Annotated in this window: 15 protein-coding genes; all 15 read right to left on the bottom strand. The window is 56.0% G+C overall.

What is annotated here, in order from left to right; genetic code table 11:
• Window positions 1-74: 74 nt before the first annotated feature.
• The 15 genes from recN to EDC90_RS03560 all read right to left on the bottom strand — a co-directional run bounded on the left by recN (window position 75) and on the right by EDC90_RS03560 (window position 19,469).
• Entirely contained in the window at window positions 75-1,751 is a 1,677-nt protein-coding gene (gene recN / locus EDC90_RS03630; protein ID WP_132308643.1) for a DNA repair protein RecN, read from the bottom strand.
• Window positions 1,752-1,785: 34 nt separating this feature from the next.
• A complete protein-coding gene (locus EDC90_RS03625) occupies window positions 1,786-2,646 on the bottom strand; it encodes an outer membrane protein assembly factor BamD (protein ID WP_132308641.1) in 861 nt (286 codons plus the stop codon).
• Between the two features lie 319 nt (window positions 2,647-2,965).
• Window positions 2,966-3,904 carry a UDP-3-O-acyl-N-acetylglucosamine deacetylase gene (gene lpxC / locus EDC90_RS03620; RefSeq protein ID WP_132308639.1) on the bottom strand — a complete coding sequence of 313 codons (939 nt, stop codon included), beginning with the start codon at window positions 3,902-3,904 and terminating at the stop codon, window positions 2,966-2,968.
• Between the two features lie 283 nt (window positions 3,905-4,187).
• The gene (gene ftsZ, locus EDC90_RS03615; protein ID WP_132308637.1) at window positions 4,188-5,825 is read right to left on the bottom strand and encodes a cell division protein FtsZ; all 1,638 of its coding nucleotides are present in this window, start codon (window positions 5,823-5,825) and stop codon (window positions 4,188-4,190) included.
• A 58-nt stretch (window positions 5,826-5,883) separates the two neighbouring features.
• On the bottom strand, window positions 5,884-7,215 hold the full coding sequence (ftsA, locus tag EDC90_RS03610; protein WP_132308635.1) for a cell division protein FtsA: 1,332 nt from the start codon (window positions 7,213-7,215) through the stop codon (window positions 5,884-5,886).
• A complete protein-coding gene (locus EDC90_RS03605) occupies window positions 7,212-8,135 on the bottom strand; it encodes a cell division protein FtsQ/DivIB (RefSeq protein WP_245510914.1) in 924 nt (307 codons plus the stop codon). The genes ftsA and EDC90_RS03605 overlap by 4 nt, the downstream gene beginning before the upstream one ends.
• Window positions 8,123-9,046, bottom strand: a complete 924-nt coding sequence (locus tag EDC90_RS03600) for a D-alanine--D-alanine ligase (protein ID WP_132308633.1) — start codon at window positions 9,044-9,046, stop codon at window positions 8,123-8,125. Before EDC90_RS03600 ends, EDC90_RS03605 begins: the two co-directional genes overlap by 13 nt.
• A gap of 220 nt (window positions 9,047-9,266) precedes the next feature.
• Window positions 9,267-10,235: a UDP-N-acetylmuramate dehydrogenase gene (murB, locus tag EDC90_RS03595; protein WP_132308631.1), complete on the bottom strand. Its 969-nt coding sequence runs from the start codon at window positions 10,233-10,235 to the stop codon at window positions 9,267-9,269.
• Between the two features lie 14 nt (window positions 10,236-10,249).
• Complete coding sequence (gene murC / locus EDC90_RS03590) at window positions 10,250-11,650, bottom strand: UDP-N-acetylmuramate--L-alanine ligase (protein WP_132308629.1); 1,401 nt, start codon at window positions 11,648-11,650, stop codon at window positions 10,250-10,252.
• Window positions 11,651-11,655: 5 nt separating this feature from the next.
• Entirely contained in the window at window positions 11,656-12,762 is a 1,107-nt protein-coding gene (gene murG, locus EDC90_RS03585) for an undecaprenyldiphospho-muramoylpentapeptide beta-N-acetylglucosaminyltransferase (protein ID WP_132308627.1), read from the bottom strand.
• Window positions 12,763-12,773: 11 nt separating this feature from the next.
• The gene (gene ftsW, locus EDC90_RS03580) at window positions 12,774-13,934 is read right to left on the bottom strand and encodes a putative lipid II flippase FtsW (RefSeq protein ID WP_132308625.1); all 1,161 of its coding nucleotides are present in this window, start codon (window positions 13,932-13,934) and stop codon (window positions 12,774-12,776) included.
• A gap of 3 nt (window positions 13,935-13,937) precedes the next feature.
• On the bottom strand, window positions 13,938-15,350 hold the full coding sequence (gene murD / locus EDC90_RS03575; RefSeq protein ID WP_132308623.1) for a UDP-N-acetylmuramoyl-L-alanine--D-glutamate ligase: 1,413 nt from the start codon (window positions 15,348-15,350) through the stop codon (window positions 13,938-13,940).
• A 9-nt stretch (window positions 15,351-15,359) separates the two neighbouring features.
• Window positions 15,360-16,460, bottom strand: coding sequence for a phospho-N-acetylmuramoyl-pentapeptide-transferase (gene mraY, locus EDC90_RS03570; RefSeq protein ID WP_132308621.1), 1,101 nt, complete (start codon window positions 16,458-16,460; stop codon window positions 15,360-15,362).
• A 133-nt stretch (window positions 16,461-16,593) separates the two neighbouring features.
• Window positions 16,594-18,009 (bottom strand): UDP-N-acetylmuramoylalanyl-D-glutamyl-2,6-diaminopimelate--D-alanyl-D-alanine ligase, encoded by a 1,416-nt coding sequence (locus EDC90_RS03565; RefSeq protein ID WP_132308619.1) that lies wholly within the window; start codon window positions 18,007-18,009, stop codon window positions 16,594-16,596.
• Window positions 18,006-19,469: a UDP-N-acetylmuramoyl-L-alanyl-D-glutamate--2,6-diaminopimelate ligase gene (locus EDC90_RS03560; RefSeq protein ID WP_132308617.1), complete on the bottom strand. Its 1,464-nt coding sequence runs from the start codon at window positions 19,467-19,469 to the stop codon at window positions 18,006-18,008. The genes EDC90_RS03565 and EDC90_RS03560 overlap by 4 nt, the downstream gene beginning before the upstream one ends.
• Window positions 19,470-19,471: the final 2 nt, after the last annotated feature.

Below are 19,471 nucleotides of genomic sequence, written 5' to 3'. Positions count from 1 at the left end.
GCAGTCTGGAAAGCGACTGTTGCGTGTCATTTACAGCATCGTCTTTTGTGCATTCGAATGGATGCACGGGCGCTCTAACTGTCGCCGGACAGAAGCTTTGCAGCAGCCGCACGGGCTTCTGCAGTCACCTTCGCACCAGCCAGCATGCGGGCAATCTCTTCCTGCCGCTCATCTGGCCCGATAACCGAGACATTGGTGGCAACGGCATCGTCTTTCGATTTTCCTGCACTTGCCTTCGAAATCAGGAAATGGCCCTGCGCCCGGGCGGCAACCTGCGGGGCATGCGTAACAGAGAGAACCTGGACTTTCTCGGCAAGACGTTTCAGCCGCTGACCGATTGCATCGGCCACAGCGCCGCCAACTCCGGTATCGATCTCATCAAAAACCAGTGTCGGTGCAGACCCCTTATCGGCCAGCGCCACTTTGAGCGCCAACAGAAAACGTGAAAGCTCACCACCAGAGGCAACTTTCATAATCGGCCCCGGCCTGGTGCCCGGATTGGTCTGCACCTGGAAAGAAACCGTATCGATACCATCTGCTGTCGCGGCTGAAGAATCACTTCCAACCACAGCGTTAAACCGGGCACGTTCCAGTTTCAGCGCCGGTAGTTCACCCATCACCGCCTTATCCAGCTGCCCGGCGGCTTTCTTCCGTTTTGAAGAAAGCGCTTCAGCAGCTTCGAGATAGGCCTTTTCCGCTGCGTCCACCTCTGCCGTCAGCGCCTGAAGCCGGGCTTCGCCAGCGTCGAGTTCATCAAGATCGGCGACCATTCGCTCGGCCAGTGCAGGCAGTTCAGAAACCGGCACACTGTATTTCCGCGAGGCACCACGCAAGGCAAACAGCCTCTCTTCAACACGCTCAAGCTCATGTGGATCAAAAGCCGCACGTTCCAGCGCTGCCTCGACCTCCATCTGGGCGGAAGAGAGCTGATCCAGCGCTGAATCGAGAAAGTTGACCGTATCTTCAAGAAGTCCCGGTGCTTCGTGCGACTTGCGCTCCAGCCGGCGCACGAGCGAAGCAATCATCGGGACCGGCGAGCCATTCCCGTTTAAAAACTCAAGCGCTTCGGAAATATCCCCGGCGATACGCTCCGATTTCATCATCGTAGCGCGCTGTTCTGCAAGCTCATCTTCTTCGCCGTCTATCGGCGCGAGCCCCTGCAGTTCCTCAACGGACGCTCTGAGATAATCGGCTTCACGAGCAGCTTCTTCAACGCGGGCACGGTGTTGCTTCAACCGTTTCTGAGCGTCTTTCCAGCCGCGATAAAGGCCACCGAGCGCGTCGGCCTCGCCTGTCAGCCCACCAAATGCGTCCAGAAGCCGCCGGTGTCCGTCAATATCAACAAGCGCACGCTCATCATGTTGACCATGGATCTCGACAAGCATCCGGCCAGCCTGTTTCATCATCTGAACACTGACAGACTGATCGTTGATGAAAGCCCGCGTGCGACCATCAGCAGACTGCATACGCCTGAAAATCAGGTCGCCCTCATCATCCAGCCCACTTTCACGCAGAAAAAGACGCGCCGGATGATTCATCGGCACATCGAACACTGCGATTACCTGCCCGGAGTCCTGACCGTGACGCACAAGCCCGCCATCGCCGCGAGCACCGAGTGCCAGCGACAGGCTATCGAGCAGGATCGACTTTCCCGCGCCGGTCTCTCCGGTCAGAACCGAAAGACCGCCACCGAGATGAAGCTCCAGCCGCTCGATCAAAACGATGTCGCGAATGGAAAGCTGAACAATCATGATCTTCGCGCCCTGGCGAATGCGTTGGCTATAGTCAGCGGTTGGTTACACTGGAAACGTCAGAGCCGCGCCCGGCCGACTGCGGTTCCAGCCCCTTCTTGTTGAGAAGCGAATAGGCCCGGTCATACCACTTGCTGTCCGGATAGTTCCGGCCGAGCACCCAGGCTGCGTTCTGAGCCTCTGAAACGATACCCATTGCGTAATAGGCTTCGACCAGACGGTAAAGCGCTTCCTCAATCTGGTTGGTATCCGAATAATCATCAACAACGCTGTCAAAACGGGAAATGGCCGCAAGATAATCCTTGCGCTCCAGATAGTACCGACCGATCTGCATATCTTTTCCGGCAATCTGGTCACGCGCATAGCGGATCTGGGCGCGTGCCTGAGGGACATATTCAGAATCGGGATATTTATCGATCAGGGTCTGCATTGCCGCAATCGTGCTTTCGGCGAAGCTCTGATCCTGCGTGACGTTCACAATCTGCTTCGAGTAGGACTGACCGACCAGAAACTGAACATAAGCAGCATCTTCAGAGTTCGGATAGAGGTCCAGATATCGCTGACCGGATGTGACCGCCGCTTCATATTTGCGTGAGCTGTACTGAATATAAGTCTGCATCACCAGTGCCTTGCGCGCGTAATCGGAAAGCGGGCTCTGATCCTGGACAGCCTTGAATTTCCTGAGCGCTTCGCTGGTTTTGCCGGCATTGATGTTTGCCAGTGCTTCATCATAAAGCTGCTGTGGCGGATCGGACTCATATTTCAGCGTTGTAATATCAACGTCTTTGTCGCGTGAGCAGCTGCCCAGAACGAGGCCCGCACTCAAAATAAGAGCGAACGGAAGAGCGGCCGCACGAAACGACGCTAGAGACGTATTGCCTTTAAGACGTGCCATAAATTCAGTCCTATCTACGCTCGAGATCTGCTCCCGGAAGAATTCGTCATCGTTTCAGCCCAAAAGTTAAGCCGGGAGAAACTGTGCTCCATCACACACGCGCCTCCCACGGTTCGACTGAAGCGCTGTATCATGTGTGCCTGAACAACGCACACCTGCTATCGCACTTTCAGGATTTAAACCGCCTGCCAATCTCCTTTGCCGGATTTACCGAATGTCTCCCACGAGAAGATAAGAATACCCGGAGGCAACTCATACATAAAAAAACCGGTCTAAGAAAGACCGGTTCATCAATCACTTGATACCTGAGCAAAACGTGTCAGGAAACGGCTTCTGCAGCAACCGCATCTTCACGGCGCTTAAAGCCTGAAATTGTATCACGCGGCGTTGTGACGACACATGCGCCGGGCGTTTCAAAAAGAGCCTGCACAGCTTTGGCATTCAGCGCATGACCACCGCGATAAGACCGGAAACAACCGGCAAAACGCATGCCCATCATCGCGACATCCCCAACGGCATCGAGCGTTTTATGACGGGCGAACTCGTCCTTGAAACGCAAACCTTCGGGATTGATCACACGGTCATCATCCGAGATGACAACGGAGTTTTCCAGAGAAGAACCGAGTGCAAAACCACGTGCCCATACCTGCTCGACATCACGCATAAAGCCGAAAGTACGTGCGCCGGCCAGTTCATCACGGAAGACCTCCCCGGACATATTACCGGCCCAGCGCTGGCGGCCGATGACGGGCGTATCAAAATCAATCTCGACATCGAAACGCATGCCATCGAACGGGCTGAACTCGGCCCAGCCGGCACCACTTTCGACCCGTACGGTCTTCATCACTCTGAGGTAGCCGCGTTTTTCGGTCAGCTTGACGATGCCTGCATCTTCAAGCGCATTTACAAACACACGAGAGCTGCCATCCATAATGGGCATCTCGCCGCCTTCAACGGCAATCACGACGTTATCGATGCCGTATGCGTAAAGGGCCGCCATGACATGTTCGACGGTCGCAACCCACGTTTCGGGCCGGTCGCCGAGAACGGTGCAAAGTGCTGTCGGCCCGACATTTTCGGTGACCGCCTTATAAGCGCTGATGCGCTGACCGTCCTGATAGCGCTCGAAAACGATGCCAGTATTGGCCTCGGCAGGTTGAAAGGTAATTGCAGCCGGGCGCCCCGAATGCACACCAATACCCTCAACACGCACGGTGCTAGAGATCGTTGTTTGCAATCCGAAAAATCCAGCCAACATTGTTCAAGCCTTTACTCAATTCACATTTTTCTTATTTCAGAGGCTTTGCAACCGGCTCTTTGTCAGCCTCAACAGAGGCCTTCTTAAAAACCGCACATCCTCAAACAGGATTTGATTCCCGCTAACTCTGGATCCTACTTACGCATCACCTCCTCTGAATCCAAATCACTGTTTCTTTCGGTGTGTTACGAAAATGAAAAATACCCCGGAAGCACTGGGCTACCGGGGTATCTGGCACGAGAAGGAAACCGGAAGACGGTTAACCGTCTCCTAACGGTTCAGATCAGTTCGCCTGGCGGCGGAGGAAGGCGGGAATATCGAACTGATCATCGTCCTGACGAGCAGCGGACTGCTCGTTGCGGCGCGGTGCATAAGGGTTTTCCTGCTGACGAGGTTCCTGACGCTGTGCCGGATGTTCGTTGCGGTGACCACCTTCAAAGCTCTCATCACCGCGACCAAGTGTGTGGCTCAGGCGTTTGAACAGTGCCTTGGGGCCACGCTCTTCCTGTTCCATGCGACGTTCGGCGTTCATTTCCGGCTGAACCATCGAAGGAAATTCAGACACCTCCGGCATGCGACGTGGCTGCTGAGGCTGCGGCTGCTGAGGCTGAGCTTCCGGAGCACGCGGTGCAGCGGCCTGCTGAGGCTGAGGACGCGGCTGAGCCGGTGCCTGCTGTGCATCATTTGTGAACAGGCGGCTCTTCGGCTGAACCGGTGTGGCTTCTGCACGCGGCTGAGGCTGCGTCTTCTGGGGCTGCTGCTTCTGGGGTTCGCGGTTCATTGCCATCTGCAGCTCGCGTTCCATCTCAGCTTCTGCGGAGCGGATCGTGTCGGCGATCGGGTCCATCTTGGGCTGAGCCTGAGCGGTGGTTCCGGAAACTTTCCCCTCGGTAGAGCGGATTTCCGGGCGGCTGTCGCGCTGATTATCGTCAGCCGGAGCACCGGCTTCAACGGCGTTACGGTCAATGCCCGTAGCAACAACAGATACGCGGATAATACCTTCGAGATCTTCATCGAATGTTGCACCGAGAATGATGTTGGCATCCGGGTCGACTTCTTCACGAATACGGGTTGCTGCTTCATCAACCTCGAAGAGGGTGAGGTCACGGCCACCGGTGATCGAGATCAGGAGTCCCTGCGCACCGCGCATTGAGGTTTCGTCGAGCAGCGGGTTCGCGATTGCAGCTTCTGCTGCCTGCATTGCGCGGCCTTCACCGGAAGCTTCGCCTGTGCCCATCATTGCACGGCCCATCTCACGCATGACCGAGCGAACGTCGGCGAAATCGAGGTTGATGAGACCTTCCTTGACCATCAGGTCGGTGATGCAGGCAACACCGGAGTAAAGAACCTGGTCGGCCATAGCGAAGGCGTCCGCGAAGGTCGTCTTGTCATTGGCAATACGGAACAGGTTCTGGTTCGGGATGACGATCAGCGTATCGACGGATTTCTGAAGTTCTTCGATACCGGCATCAGCAAGACGCATACGACGGGCGCCTTCGAACTGGAACGGCTTGGTGACAACACCAACCGTCAGAATACCTTTGTTGCGGGCAGCCTGAGCAACGATCGGTGCAGCACCTGTGCCTGTTCCACCGCCCATGCCGGCAGTCACAAAGCACATATGCGTTGAGTTGAGATGATCGATGATTTCATCGATGCATTCTTCGGCTGCCGCACGGCCAACTTCTGGCTGCGAACCGGCACCCAGGCCTTCGGTTACGCCAACGCCAAGCTGGATAACGCGCTCTGCCTTCGTCATGGTCAGCGCCTGGGCATCCGTATTTGCGACGACGAAGTCGACGCCCTGCAGGCCCGCAGTGATCATGTTGTTGACGGCGTTGCCGCCACCGCCACCCACACCGAAAACGGTGATGCGCGGCTTCAATTCAGTAATATCTGGCTTCTGAAGCGTGATTGTCATGATGTTCGTTCCTTCTCGCTATGGCCGCACCGCCAAGCCGGCCAATCTCTCGTGTTCTTTAAAAACTCTCTTTGAACCATTGGCCGACGCGTGCCAGGCGCCCGCCATTGCCTGCTGCTGACAGAAAGCCCCGCTGCTCTCCGCCATAGGTCTCGGATTCCGCGATTTGCGGATAAATCAGCAGTCCGGCAGCCGTGGAAAAGGCAGGGCCCTTCGCAGCAGCCGGTAGTCTGGACACACCCATGGGCCGCCCTATTCGCACGTTGCGGCTCAGAATCCGGCGGGCCAGATCACAAAGACCGATCAACTGGCTTGCGCCACCGGTCAGAACCACACGTTTGCCGACCACGCCCGAGAAACCGGAAAGCTGTATCCGGTCGCGGATCAGTTCGAGCGTTTCTTCCACACGCGCCCTGACAATTTTCGACAGAAGCGCCTTGGAAACCTGTCGCGGCTGATCGAAATCATCCTCGCCAATCGAGGGAACCGCGATCATCTCACGTTCATCGACGCTGGTTGTCAGTGTCGAGCCGTGAACGCATTTTAGCCGCTCGGCATCTTCCATCCGCGTGGAAAGGCCGCGCGCAAGATCGGTTGTGACATGGCGACCGCCAAGGCTGATGGCATCGGTATGCACCAGCCTGCCTTCAGCAAAAACGGAGATGGTTGTCGTGCCGGCGCCCATATCGATTGCAGCGCAGCCAAGCTCGACCTCATCATCAACAAGGGCTGCAAGGCCGCTGGCGTAAGGGGTCGCGACCATTTTCTCAACGGAAAGATGCGCCCGGTTCACGCAAAGTTCGAGATTGCGCAGTGCCAGCCGCTCTGCCGTGACCACATGCAGATCGACACCCAGTGTTTCACCATACATGCCGAGCGGGTCGCGAATTCCGCGTTCACCATCGAGCGAAAAGCCTGCGGGCAAAGAGTGCAGAACCTGCCGCTCTTCATTCACCGAACGCCGGGAAACGGCGGAAAGAACACGGCGCAGATCGCTTGCATCCACATCCTGACCACCAAGATCAATCGCAGCGCTGTAGGTATCGCTTTGCAGGCGACCCGCCGAAACATTGACGATCAGACTATCGATGGTCAGACCAGCCATGCGCTCCGCGGCATCAACAGCCTGGCGAACAACATACTCGGCAGACTCCAGATCGACGATGACACCGTTCTTGATGCCCTGCGAACGCTGATGTCCGATGCCGATAATCTCAATATTATGCGTACGTCCCGGCAGTATCTGACTGGCATCACGCGGTGTCAGCCGCGCAATCATGCAGACCACTTTCGAAGACCCGATATCCAGAACACTGACGATATGCGTCTTTCTGGCCGAGAGCTGTTTCGAACGGGAAAAGCCGAACGAGGAAGAGCCAAACAGGTTCAAAGACGCCTCCCCTTGTTCTTGAATGTTTTTTCCAGCGCTTCCGTCGCCGCTTCGCGCCGCTCCATGGCCGCGGGTGTCAGCTGAACGGCAACGCGGTCATTGAGGCGAAGGTCAATGGCTGCAACTTCGCGTTCCAGAATAGAGCGGCTTTGCTCAAGCCCTTTGAGACGCGCAACCGCTGCATCTGTATCGCTATCAGGCAGTTTCACGATTACACCATTATTGAGATAAAGGTCCCAGCGACGGCGATCGACGCGCTTGAACGCACGAACGCGATCTCCCAGCTCGGGCCATTCGGCCAAAAGCGTATCGAGCTTTTCAGCGCCGAAATTCGCGCCCTCACCCAGTACCAGCGGAAGGGAGCGGAATTTCGGCTGGCTCATCGGACCGATCACATTGCCGTCGCGCTCGATCATCAGAAGACGGCCATCTTCCTGCTGCCAGAGCGCATAGGGCTTACGCTCCTGAAGCGCAATCTTGAGCGTTGAAGGGTAAACCTTGCGCACTTCGGCATCGGCGACCCAAGGCATATTCAAAAGACGACCGCGGGCAACCTGAATGTCCAGCCCCTGAAGCGAGATGGTGTCATCAAGGCCCAGAGCCTGCAGGACCGCAATTTCCGAGGTTTCCTGATTTCCGGAAATCTGAATATCTTCGATGGAGAAACCGGAAACTTCGATGGCTGCCCGCTGCACCAGTTCACCTTTTCCGGAAACTGCGATTGCATTGGCACCCACCGCAACGAAGAAGACGATAGCCAGCGCTGTGCCCGTGTGGGCGGGGACTGGCGCACGCCCCGACACCAGACCGGTCGAGAAGCGTGCAACACGACGAAGCGGACGCGGCAGAACACCGCCGCGTGAGCACCCTGAAACGCCAGCTGCTGCTTTATCCTGTCTGTTACCGTTCAACGTAAACACGATGCGTCCTCCACCATCCAACGGAGAAAAGCGCCAAAATCATAACCGGCATCGGCTGCCATCTCGGGTACGAGCGAGGTGGGTGTCATGCCAGGCTGAGTGTTGACCTCAAGCCAGATGATTCCATCTTCGCCACGCGTATCGTCGAACCGGAAGTCCGAACGACTGACGCCACGGCAACCAATTGCCTCATGCGCCTGAACGGCCAATAATTGAATCTTTTGGTAAATATTCCGTTTAAGTTCGGCTGGCAGAATGTGTTTTGATCCGCCCGGACGATATTTTGCGTCGAAATCGTAAAATTGCGATCCCTGAGGAACGATCTCTGTGACACACAGAGGGACACCGTTCATCACACCGCAGGTAAATTCGCGCCCGCGCACAAACTGCTCGATCATAACGGTATCGCCATAGGGCCACTCAGTCGACTTGACGGACTGTGGCGCCTCGCTCTGTTTTTCATCAACGATAACGACGCCGAAAGAGGAACCTTCATTCACAGGCTTGATGACGTAAGGCGGCTCAATCGGATGCTCGATACCAATATCAAAACGGTTCATCATCCGTCCGCCGGCAACAGGGATGCCACAGGCTGCCGCGACATTCTTGGCCTGAACCTTGTTCATTGCCAGTGCTGAGGCAAGAACACCTGAATGCGTGTAGGGAATTTCCAGATACTCAAGAATACCCTGGATCGTGCCGTCTTCACCAAAAGGGCCATGCAGCGCATTGAAGGCGAAATCCGGCTTCAGATCTGACAGAACGCGGGCAACATCGCGGGTCACATCAATGCGGCTTACGCGGAAGCCTTCAGCTTCCAGCGCATCTGCGCAGGCTTTTCCCGATGCCAGGCTGACCTGACGCTCAGAGGAAAATCCGCCCATTAAGACCGCTACATGTCCGGCACTCATGCCCGTCCCCGCTTCATCGGCATTTCTGCCGTAAAATCATCGGAATACCGCTTTTTTGTGGAAAGCGTTTCGTATCCCCATTTGTGAACGAGGATGGTTAATGAAGCGTTTACTTTAGTTAATCAGTGAAAAAATCGGTTTGGCAAATGACAAACAGCGGCTCCTACGCGTCAGGTAAGAACCGCTGCCATTTTGCTCTCAGCCTTTATGGACCGGGTTATCAGTCAAGCTCCTGCGGCTCAAAAACATGAACCTGGCGTTCGGGCAGAAAGGCACCGATTCTCTTGATTTCCCAGTGCAGAAGTATGCCGGAATGATTGTATACGCGCTCGCGCACCGTCTCGCCCAGAAACTCGAGATCATAAGGGGTGGCATGGCCGAGATTAATCATGAAATTACAGTGCATTGGCGACATCTGCGCACCGCCGATCATAAGCCCGCGGCATCCAGCCTCATCAATCAGCTTCCAGGCGGAATGACCTTCCGGGTTTTTAAACGTCGAACCGCCGGTCTTTTCCCGCACAGGCTGAACGGTCTCGCGGTGTTCGCGCACTGCGTCCATTTCTTCGCGAATCACTGCGCGGTCCTCTTCAAAACCTTCCAGCAGTGCACCTGTGAAAATGACACCTTCAGGGGCTTCGGAATGGCGATAGGCATAGCGCATTTCCTCTTTGGGAATGGTCACCGTCTCGCCCTTGCGATTCATGCCGTAGATTTCCACGACGCGTGCCGCCGTCTCTCCGCCATTGGCACCGGCATTCATCTTGAGCGCCCCGCCAAGCGAACCGGGAATCCCGAAGAGGAATGAAAAACCGCCGATTCCCTCATCCATGGCAAAACCGGCAATGTGTTTATCGGGCGAAATCGCGCCTGCACGGATCTGATTGTCACCAACACGTTCCTGCTTGCCAAATCCCTTGGCAGACAGACGAATCACGACACCTTTCAAACCACCATCACGCACGAGAAGATTCGAACCGACGCCGACAACCGTGACCGGAACGCTTTCCGGCAGGGCCTTCAGAAACAGGCTCAGATCATCTTCATCAAGAGGCTGAAATAAAAGTTCTGCCGGGCCTCCGGCCCTGAACCAGGTCACTTTATCCATTGCTGCGTTCGGCACCAGTCGCCCGCGCAGTTTAGAGGCGGTGTCGCCGAGGCTTTCAATAAGCGCTTTGCCGTCAAGCATTGCGGTCTCGTCCTTTAAGTCATGTCCGCCAGAGAACCCGGCAGACGCGCAGCCCATCCGGTGATGCTGCCTGCGCCAAGCAAAACAACAAAGTCGCCCGGTTCGGCGCATTTGGCAATATGATTTGCCAGTTGATCTTCTGCCGGCAGATAGTGGGTATCGCGATGACCGGCAGCTTTGATGCCGGAAACCAGCGCTTCGGCATCAAAGCCGGGCCGCGGGTCCTCACCTGCGGCATAAACGGGAGCAATAAACACAGTATCGGCGTCGTTAAAGCAGCCGGTAAAATCTTCAAACAGGCTTTCAAGCCGAGAATAGCGGTGCGGCTGATGAACCGCAATAATCCGGCCCTTGCAAGCTTCACGCGCTGCTTTGAGAACGGAGCGGATCTCAACCGGATGATGACCGTAGTCGTCAATAATCTGAACGCCATTCCATTCACCGACAAGCGTGAAGCGCCGTTTCACACCGCCGAAGGATGCCAGTCCCTTGCGAATATCATCCTCAGATATATGCAGACGATCTGCTACGGCGATCGCTGCAGTGGCATTCGAGACGTTATGCCGCCCCGGCATTGGTAGAACGAGGTTCTCCAGCTTGACGGAAGGGCGACGGCGGCGGCGGATATCGACATCGAAGATCGTTTTCACGCCCTCGTTGCGAATATTGGAAAAACGCACATCAGCCTGACGGTTTTCCCCATACGTAACCACACGCCGATCCTCGATCTGCCCCACCAGAGCCTGAACCTCCGGATGATCGAGGCACAAAACGCCACAGCCGTAAAACGGAACATTTTCCACAAACTGGCGAAACGCCGCGCGAACGCCGTCGAAGGTCCCATAATGATCAAGATGTTCCGGATCTATATTGGTAACAACAGCAATTTCGGCGGGCAGTTTCAGGAAGGTCCCATCCGACTCGTCGGCTTCGACCACCATCCACTCGCCCTCGCCCATGCGGGCATTGGTGCCATAGGCATTGATGATGCCGCCATTGATCACGGTCGGATCAAGGCCACCGGCCTCCACCAAAGCAGCAACCATTGAGGTTGTTGTGGTCTTGCCGTGCGTCCCGCCAATGGCAATCGCATCGCGGAAACGCATCAGCTCGGCAAGCATCTCAGCGCGACGAACGACCGGCAGATGTTTTTCACGGGCGGCAATCAGTTCCGGATTATCACGGCGGATAGCAGACGACACGACAACGACCTCTGCATCCTTCAGGTTTTCCGGTTTGTGGCCAATTGCGACCTGAATGCCTTTTTCGCGCAGACGAATAACATTGGCACTTTCAGCCTGATCCGATCCCTGCACCTTATATCCGAGATTCTTCAGAACCTCAGCGATGCCGCTCATCCCGATGCCGCCAATGCCGACAAAATGAACGACCCCGATGGTCTGAGGCATTTTCATATACTCTATCCTTCAATCGCTGTGCGGGAAGCCAGTGCCTCCGCCATGTCGGCAAGTCTTGCCGTTGCATCAGGCTTCCCGGCCTTTCTCGCCGCTGCTGCTGCAATCTGCATTTTGTCCGCATCATTCACGGCTTCGGTTAACAATTCAGTAAAGCGTGTATCCGTCAGCTCTGACTGGCGAACGACCTCGGCACCACCATTGGCCGAAACCAACGCCGCATTGGCAGCCTGATCGTGATCCAGAGCATGCGGGTATGGCACATACACAGCCGGTCGGCCGATCACCGATATTTCCGAAACGGTCGAAGCACCGGACCGGCAAACAACATAATCTGCCTCAGCGATCCGGCGCGGCATATCTGAAAAGAACGGGGACACGTCTGCTTCAACACCCAACTCAGAAAAACGTGCCCTGACGTCATCGACATCCTCGGGCCGCGCCTGCTGGGTAACACGAAAGAGCGGACGAAGATCGTCATCAAGCGCTTCAAGTGCATCTGGAACCGCATGTGCAAAAAAGTGTGCGCCCTGGCTGCCACCAAAAATCAGAAGGTGAAACGGATCACGTGGCTGACGCTGGCGGTATGCCACCGCTGCGGCCTCCAGCACGGCGGGACGCACCGGATTCCCGGTTTCATAAATCTTTGAGGAGAACGGATTGTCACCACGCGCCAGAAAGCCGCCCGCGATGGCGTTGACCCGCGACGCAAGCATCTTGTTTGCCCGGCCCATTACCGCATTTTGTTCGTGCAGCATGGTTGGAATGCCCGCACTGCTGGCGGCATAAATCGGCGGCACGCTTGGATAACCGCCAAAACCGACCACTGCTGCAGGGCGGTATTCACTGAAAAGATCACGCGCAACGCGTGAGCCTTTAAAAAGCGTATATCCGGCCTTGATGATCGCAATTGGATTTTTCGAGCCGATGGTTGCCGAAGGCACGACGTGAACATGACCATCGGGGAAACTGTCGGCGTAACGCTCTGCGCGTTTATCCGTCACAAGATGAGGATCATGCCCGCGTTTGCGTAGCTCTTCGGCAAGAGCGACGGCGGGGAAAACATGCCCCCCCGTGCCGCCAGCGGCCAGAAAAAAGCAATATTGGTCCATTTTGAAAGTTCCTATTCAGCAGCGACGCCGCGCGACCGGCCCGGTTCATAAAAATGATCCTGGCGGGCGCGCTTTTCCGGCCTGTGGCGCGTCAGCGCAAGAATGAAACCAGCGCCGATACATGTGGCAATCATCGACGAGCCGCCGGCAGATATCAGCGGCAGCGTCATGCCTTTTGCGGGCATCAATTGCAGTGCCACGCCAATGTTGATCACCGATTGCATGCCGATCTGAAGGACAAGACCAGCGACAGCGAAACGCGCGAAGTCATCACGTTCGCGATAGGCATGGGTGAGACCACGCAGCACGATGAAGGCATAGATGCCGACAATAAAGAGACAGAACAAAATGCCAAATTCTTCAGCAGCAACGGAGAAAACAAAGTCTGTATGACTATCGGGCAGACGACGTTTGAAGACTCCCTCGCCCGGACCAAGACCGAAGAGACCGCCGTTTTGTATGGCCTTGGCGGCAAGCTCGACCTGCATATTGTCGCCCTCGCCGGTCAGGAACCGGTCAATTCGCGATGTCACATGCGGCAGCCAGGTATAAGCAGCCAGAAGCCCGGCAACACCAGCACCGCCAAGCCCTAAAATCCATATCCACGACATGCCCGCCATGAAGAAAATTCCACCCCAGACAATGGAAAGCAGAACAGTCTGGCCGAAGTCCGGCTGCGCAATCAGCAACACAGCCGAAATGATAAACAACATTCCGGCAAACAGATTGCCGGGAATATCGGGATAACGCTGATGCTCTGCAAAAAGCCAGGCGCAAACCACGGCAAAAGCCGGTTTCAAAAACTCAGAAGGCTGGATAGAAAAGCCAAACAGAACAATCCAGCGTCTCGATCCGTTATTTGCGGTCCCGAAAAACAGCGCAGCCACCATCATCAACAGTGAGCCCACAAGAATGATGACAGCCAGACGGCGGATCATCCGTGGCGAGCAGAACGATAGCCCCACCATGACGATGAGCGAAGGAACAATAAAAAGTGCATGGCGGCGAACAAAGTGGAAGCTGTCATAACCGAGCCTTTCGGCAACCGCCGGAGAGGCTGCGAAAGAGAGCATAAAGCCGATGCCCATGAGCACGACAAAAGCGGCCAGAAGTCCGCGATCAATCGTCCAGAACCACTCTGCAATTGCACCGCGTTGTACCCGACTTACCATGCTTTAAGCCTCCCCGCCCGCAGGCAAAAGCATTTCCACATCCGAAAGCGCCGACACAAATTCAACAAAAGCCTCGCCTCGCTTTTCGAAACTTCTGAACTGATCAAAGCTGGCACAGGCAGGCGAAAGCAGAACAACCGGCAGCGGATCAATGCTGGTTGCAGCATCGTCCGCCGCCGCTCTGACAGCCTTCTCCAGATTGCCGGACATCACAATTTCAGTAAAGCCGGACAAGGTTTCGGCGAAGGCGTCCGCCGCTTCTCCTATGAGGTAGGCCTTGCTGATCTTCGGAAAAAATGACTGAAGTGAGGCGATACCACCCTGTTTTGGCTTACCGCCTAAAATCCAGAAGATGTTGTTGAAAGTCTGCAACGCAGGTTCCGATGCATCAGCGTTGGTGGCTTTGGAATCGTTCACGAACAAAACCTCGCCACGCCGTGCAACCGGCTGCATCCGATGCGCAAGCCCCGGAAAACGCATCATGGCATCAGCGATTTCCTCATCTTTCAGACCGACGGAACGGCAGGCAGCGATTGCAGCAGCCGCGTTCTGGCCGTTGTGACGCCCGCGCAGGACCGTGTGGCTCGAAAGGTCTGCAACTGTTCGCCAGCCCCCGTTTTCGAAAGCCATAACCGCCACGCCATCAAAGGCCAGCCCTCCGCTCCGGCCTGCAACAGACTTCGAGATCGGCACAACGGCAACGCCGGAAACTACAAGACGCTGAGCAATATCGCGGCAATAATCGTCGTCCATACCAATGATGGCGACAGATGATCCGGCAACAAGGCGCTCCTTGATCGCCGCATAACGCTTCATATCCCCGTGACGATCAAGGTGATCCGGCGTCAGGTTCAAAAGAATGCCAGCATCAGGATCGAGTGAAGGGGCCAGATCAATCTGATAGGATGAGCACTCAACGACATAAATACGGTCGCTCTCAAAAGGCTCGAGATCCAGCACTGCCCGGCCAATATTGCCGCCCACCTGAACGTCACGGCCAGCGGTTCTGAGAATATGGCCGATCAATGCAGTTGTCGTTGACTTGCCGTTGGTACCGGTAACCGCGATCAGCCTGGCATCCGGGCACGTCGCCCTGCGCTCGCGGGCAAATAACTCGACATCACCCATGATCTCGACACCAGCATCGGTGGCTAGGTTCACAGTCCAGTGCGGCTTTGGATGTGTAAGCGGAACACCCGGCGAAAGAACAAGTGCTGAAAACTGGCTCCAGTCAGCCTCACGCAGATCAACAACAGAAATCCCGGCCCTGGCGGCCATGAGGCAGCTTTCCTCGCGATCATCAAAGGCAACGACCTCAGCGCCACCGGCGCTCAGAGCCTGAGCTGTTATCAGGCCCGAACCACCGAGCCCGAACAGAGCAACTTTTTTGCCTTTGAAAATACTGACCGGAATCATGTCCTTCGCCTATCGCAGTTTAAGGGTTGCAAGCCCGAGCATTGCCAGCCCGAAAGAGATGATCCAGAAGCGGATCACGACCTGACTTTCGGTCCAGCCCAGTTTTTCAAAATGATGGTGGATCGGCGCCATCAGGAACACGCGCTTCTTGGTCCGCTTGTAGACCGCAACCTGAATGATTACCGATAGTGCTTCCAGAACGAACAGACCGCAGATGATCGCCATGACGATCTCATGTTTGGTCGCAACAGCTACGGACCCGATCAGACCACCCAGCGCCAATGATCCGGTATCGCCCATGAAAATTGCAGCGGGTGGGGCGTTGAACCAGAGAAACCCCATGCACGCACCGATAACCGCACTCAGCAAAACGACCAGCTCACCTGTACCGGGCACATAATTGATCTGCAGATAGGTCGCGAACACCGAGTTGCCGACCACATAAGCGATCACGGCGAACGAGCCGGCAGCGATGATAACCGGAACCGTTGCAAGGCCGTCCAGCCCGTCTGTGAGGTTAACAGAGTTACCCGCTGCAACGATAACGAAAGCACCGAACGGGATAAAGAACCACCCCAGGTCAATAAAGAAATCCTTGAAGAACGGGAAGGTCAACGCGGATCCGAGAGTCGCTCCGTCAATGCTGGCAAGATTGGCAGCATACATCATGAAAGCAACAGCAATACCGGCAATCACGAACTCGAAGAAAAGCCGTCTACGGCTGGAAAAACCCTTATCCGACTGTTTCGTCACTTTCAGATAGTCGTCGTAAAAACCGATGGCACCGAACCCGAGCGTCACCAGAAGCGTGGCGACGACATAAGCATTGGAAAGATCGGCCCAGAGCAGAGAAGATCCGACAATTCCAGCCAGGATCATCAGGCCGCCCATTGTCGGCGTACCAGCCTTCTTGAAATGCGTCTGTGGTCCATCGGCGCGGATTGGTTGTCCTTTTCCCTGGCGTATCCTCAAAGACGAAATAATGCGGGGGCCGAAAAGAAAGACGATCAGCGCCGAGGTGAACACCGCAGCACCGGAACGAAAAGTGATGTAGCGAAAAAGATTGAAAAACTGGAATCGGTCAGACAATTCCACAAGCCAAATCAGCATAAACGCCCCTTTCCGGCGATGGCAGCCAGGACCGGCGCAGCAGCTTAAAACACGCGCTGGTCTGTTTGTGTGTATGTGTCGCGCCCCGGCGAAACCTTATCTGCACGGCCTGAAGCGCGTCTTACCGACCGCCTTATACGTCAGCTGGATAGGTTTCGAGTATTTTTTTGACGATATCGGAAAATCCGATTCCGAGTGACGACTTTACCATCACCACATCATCGGCGGCGATAGCACCGCTTGCGAATTCAGCCAGCTCACGTGCATTGGCGCGGTATTCCACAACTATGCTTTCCGGCAAGGCATCTCTGAGCACTTTCATTTCATCGCCTGCCAGCCAGACATCTGTGACACCACAGGAGACCAGCGGCGCCGCCAGAGCCTCATGCGCGTCATGCGCATATGCGCCCATTTCCAGCATATCACCCAGAATTGCAATTCTGCGGCCGTTGCCTTGAAGTTCAAACGACCCGAGAAGCTCAAGTGCAGCCCGCATGGAAGCCGGGTTTGCATTATAACTCTCGTCAATCAGGGTGAATACGCCGCCATCGGCCTTCAGCCTGTGCCGCCGCCCGCGCCCGTTCAACTGACGTGTTTCAGACAATGCCTCCACCGCTGCGATCGGGTCACCGCCAGCCACAGAAATTGCCGCAAGCGCTGCAAGCGCATTTTCGGCCATGTGCTGTCCGGGTAGTCCGAGTTCGAACGAGACAGGCTCATCAGAACCAAGCATGGCCTGAACCTGTCCTTTGTCGCCACACGTGCGATAATCGAGCAGCTTGAAAGAGGCCTTCGAATGCTCCCCGAAAGAAATAATCTGCGCGCCGGTATTTTTGGCAGTGCGTGCAAGGCTTTCAAACTGTTCGATATCACGGTTCAGCACCGCATAGCCCTCTGGCTCCAGCCCTTCGAATATCTCGGCCTTAGCGGCGGTGATTTCTTTCATGCTGTTAAAATTGCCAAGATGCGCGGGCGCAATTGTTGTTATGACCGCAACATGCGGACGAACCAGCTTTGTCAGCGGCCGGATTTCTCCAGGATGGTTCATCCCGATTTCAAAAACGCCAAACTCTGTATCAGCGGGCATGCGGGCAAGCGTTAGCGGCACCCCCCAGTGATTGTTGAAAGAGGCAACGGCGGCATGCACCTTGCCGGAGGGCTTAAGCCCGCTTGCGACCATTTCTTTCGTCGATGTCTTGCCAACCGAGCCGGTCACTGCAATCACTTGGACTTGAGCCCGCGCACGCGCCGCAGAGGCCAGCATATACATCGCCTCGAGAACATCATCGACTACGATCATCGGGCAGATCAGACGGCCAAGAGCTGGCAGCTTTGCCTCGGAAACCACAAGAAGCGATGCGCCATTGGCAGCCGCCATGCTGGCAAAGCTGTGGCCATCAACGCGGTCTCCCTTGATCGCGAAAAAAGCCTCACCCGGCGTGATCGAACGGCTGTCGATGGAAATGCCTGTGACGCCCTGAGGCAGTTCGCCGACGGGACGGCCATCCATGGCCGCAACCATTTCGGCTGAAGTCCATAGCAAACTCACGATGAGATACCCTCCAATGCCTTTCTGACTTCGGCAAGATCAGAAAAGGGGCGCGTTACACCACCGGCAGTCTGCCCCTCTTCATGCCCTTTACCGGCGACAATCAGTGTGTCGCCCTGTTGAAGCTGTGATACTGCGAAAGCGATCGCTTCGTGCCGGTCGCCGATTTCCGTCGCGCCTGGCGCTGCCTTCATGATTTCAGACCGGATGGATGCCGGTTCCTCTGACCGTGGATTATCATCCGTTACGATCACAACATCGGCAAGCCGCGTGGCGATTTCACCCATAATTGGGCGCTTGCCGGTATCACGGTCACCCCCGCAGCCGAAAACCACAAGAACGCGACCTGTCGTGAATGGACGAACGGAGGCCAGCACCTTTTCGAGTGCATCGGGTTTGTGCGCATAGTCGACATAGGCCAGAGCGCCGTTCGCCGCCCGGCCTGCAAGCTGCAGGCGCCCTGCTGCGCCTTCTATGCTTTCAAGCGCGGCAAGCGCTGTCTTCGCCTCCACGCCTGTGGCGATTGCAATCCCTGCAGCAACAAGTGCATTTGAAATCTGAAACTCACCGGCAAGCGGAAGTCTAACTTCGAAAATCTCACTGCCGTGACTGATTTCGGCAAACTGGCTGTCGCGCTTCTGCTCGACCCTTTTCAAGGTCAGAAACGTTCCATTGCGCCCGACGGTCAACACGTCATGTCCGGCATCCCTGGCGACCTTGACCGCTCTTTCTGACCACGGATCATCAGCATTGATGATGGCGGGCGAACCTTTCGGCAAAACCCGGTCGAACAGATGCATTTTTGCTGCAAAATAGTCCTCGACGGTCGGATGATAATCCATGTGATCGCGACCGAGATTCGTAAAGGCTCCGGCGGCAAGACGCACACCATCCAGACGATACTGGTCCAGCCCGTGACTGGAGGCTTCCATCGCTGCATGGGTCACGCCGGCATCTGAAAGCTCGGCAAGCAGCGCATGCAATGCCGCAGGATCAGGTGTTGTCAGCGATCCATAGTCACTGCGACCCGGCGCAATAACGCCGGTTGTCCCGATCATCGCGGCCTGAAGCCCGGCTAAAGCCCAGATCTGACGTGTGAAAGAGGCAACGGACGTTTTTCCTGCTGTTCCTGTGACCGCCGCCATCGTCTCGGGCTGTCGACCATAAAACCGGCTGGCCGCCAACGCCAGAAAGAGGCGCGGATTACCAACGGTCAGAACGGGGACTGAGACATTTTCAGCCGACCCGGCGGCAACCACGAGCGCTGCGCCCTTTTCGGCAGCATCCGCAATGAAGCGAGAGCCATCGGCTTTCGTGCCGGGGATAGCGACGAAAACCATGCCCGGTGTGATTTTCCGGCTGTCAGAGGAAAGGCCCGCCACTTCAAGCGCACCGGCATCACCAGCCAGTGCCTGTCCGAGTTCCGGAAACGCGTTTCCGGCCAAGTCACGAAACAACATCG

Origin of the sequence: Martelella mediterranea (assembly GCF_004342225.1) — a bacterium.
GTDB classification, from domain to species: Bacteria; Pseudomonadota; Alphaproteobacteria; order Rhizobiales; family Rhizobiaceae; genus Martelella; species Martelella mediterranea_B.
The sequence above is the reverse complement of the archived record's forward strand: the minus strand, read 5'-3'. Positions and strand labels throughout refer to the sequence as shown.

Excerpts from the sequence above, each read along its gene's own strand:
- recN (WP_132308643.1), bottom strand. The coding sequence starts at position 1,751 with ATGATTGTTCAGCTTTCCATTCGCGACATCGTTTTGATCGAGCGGCTG.
- lpxC (WP_132308639.1), bottom strand. The coding sequence starts at position 3,904 with ATGTTGGCTGGATTTTTCGGATTGCAAACAACGATCTCTAGCACCGTG.
- EDC90_RS03560 (WP_132308617.1), bottom strand. The coding sequence starts at position 19,469 with ATGTTGTTTCGTGACTTGGCCGGAAACGCGTTTCCGGAACTCGGACAG.
- murC (WP_132308629.1), bottom strand. The coding sequence starts at position 11,650 with ATGAAAATGCCTCAGACCATCGGGGTCGTTCATTTTGTCGGCATTGGC.
- EDC90_RS03625 (WP_132308641.1), bottom strand. The coding sequence starts at position 2,646 with ATGGCACGTCTTAAAGGCAATACGTCTCTAGCGTCGTTTCGTGCGGCC.
- murB (WP_132308631.1), bottom strand. The coding sequence starts at position 10,235 with ATGCTTGACGGCAAAGCGCTTATTGAAAGCCTCGGCGACACCGCCTCT.
- EDC90_RS03600 (WP_132308633.1), bottom strand. The coding sequence starts at position 9,046 with ATGAGTGCCGGACATGTAGCGGTCTTAATGGGCGGATTTTCCTCTGAG.
- murG (WP_132308627.1), bottom strand. The coding sequence starts at position 12,762 with ATGGACCAATATTGCTTTTTTCTGGCCGCTGGCGGCACGGGGGGGCAT.
- ftsZ (WP_132308637.1), bottom strand. The coding sequence starts at position 5,825 with ATGACAATCACGCTTCAGAAGCCAGATATTACTGAATTGAAGCCGCGC.
- mraY (WP_132308621.1), bottom strand. The coding sequence starts at position 16,460 with ATGCTGATTTGGCTTGTGGAATTGTCTGACCGATTCCAGTTTTTCAAT.
- ftsW (WP_132308625.1), bottom strand. The coding sequence starts at position 13,934 with ATGGTAAGTCGGGTACAACGCGGTGCAATTGCAGAGTGGTTCTGGACG.
- murD (WP_132308623.1), bottom strand. The coding sequence starts at position 15,350 with ATGATTCCGGTCAGTATTTTCAAAGGCAAAAAAGTTGCTCTGTTCGGG.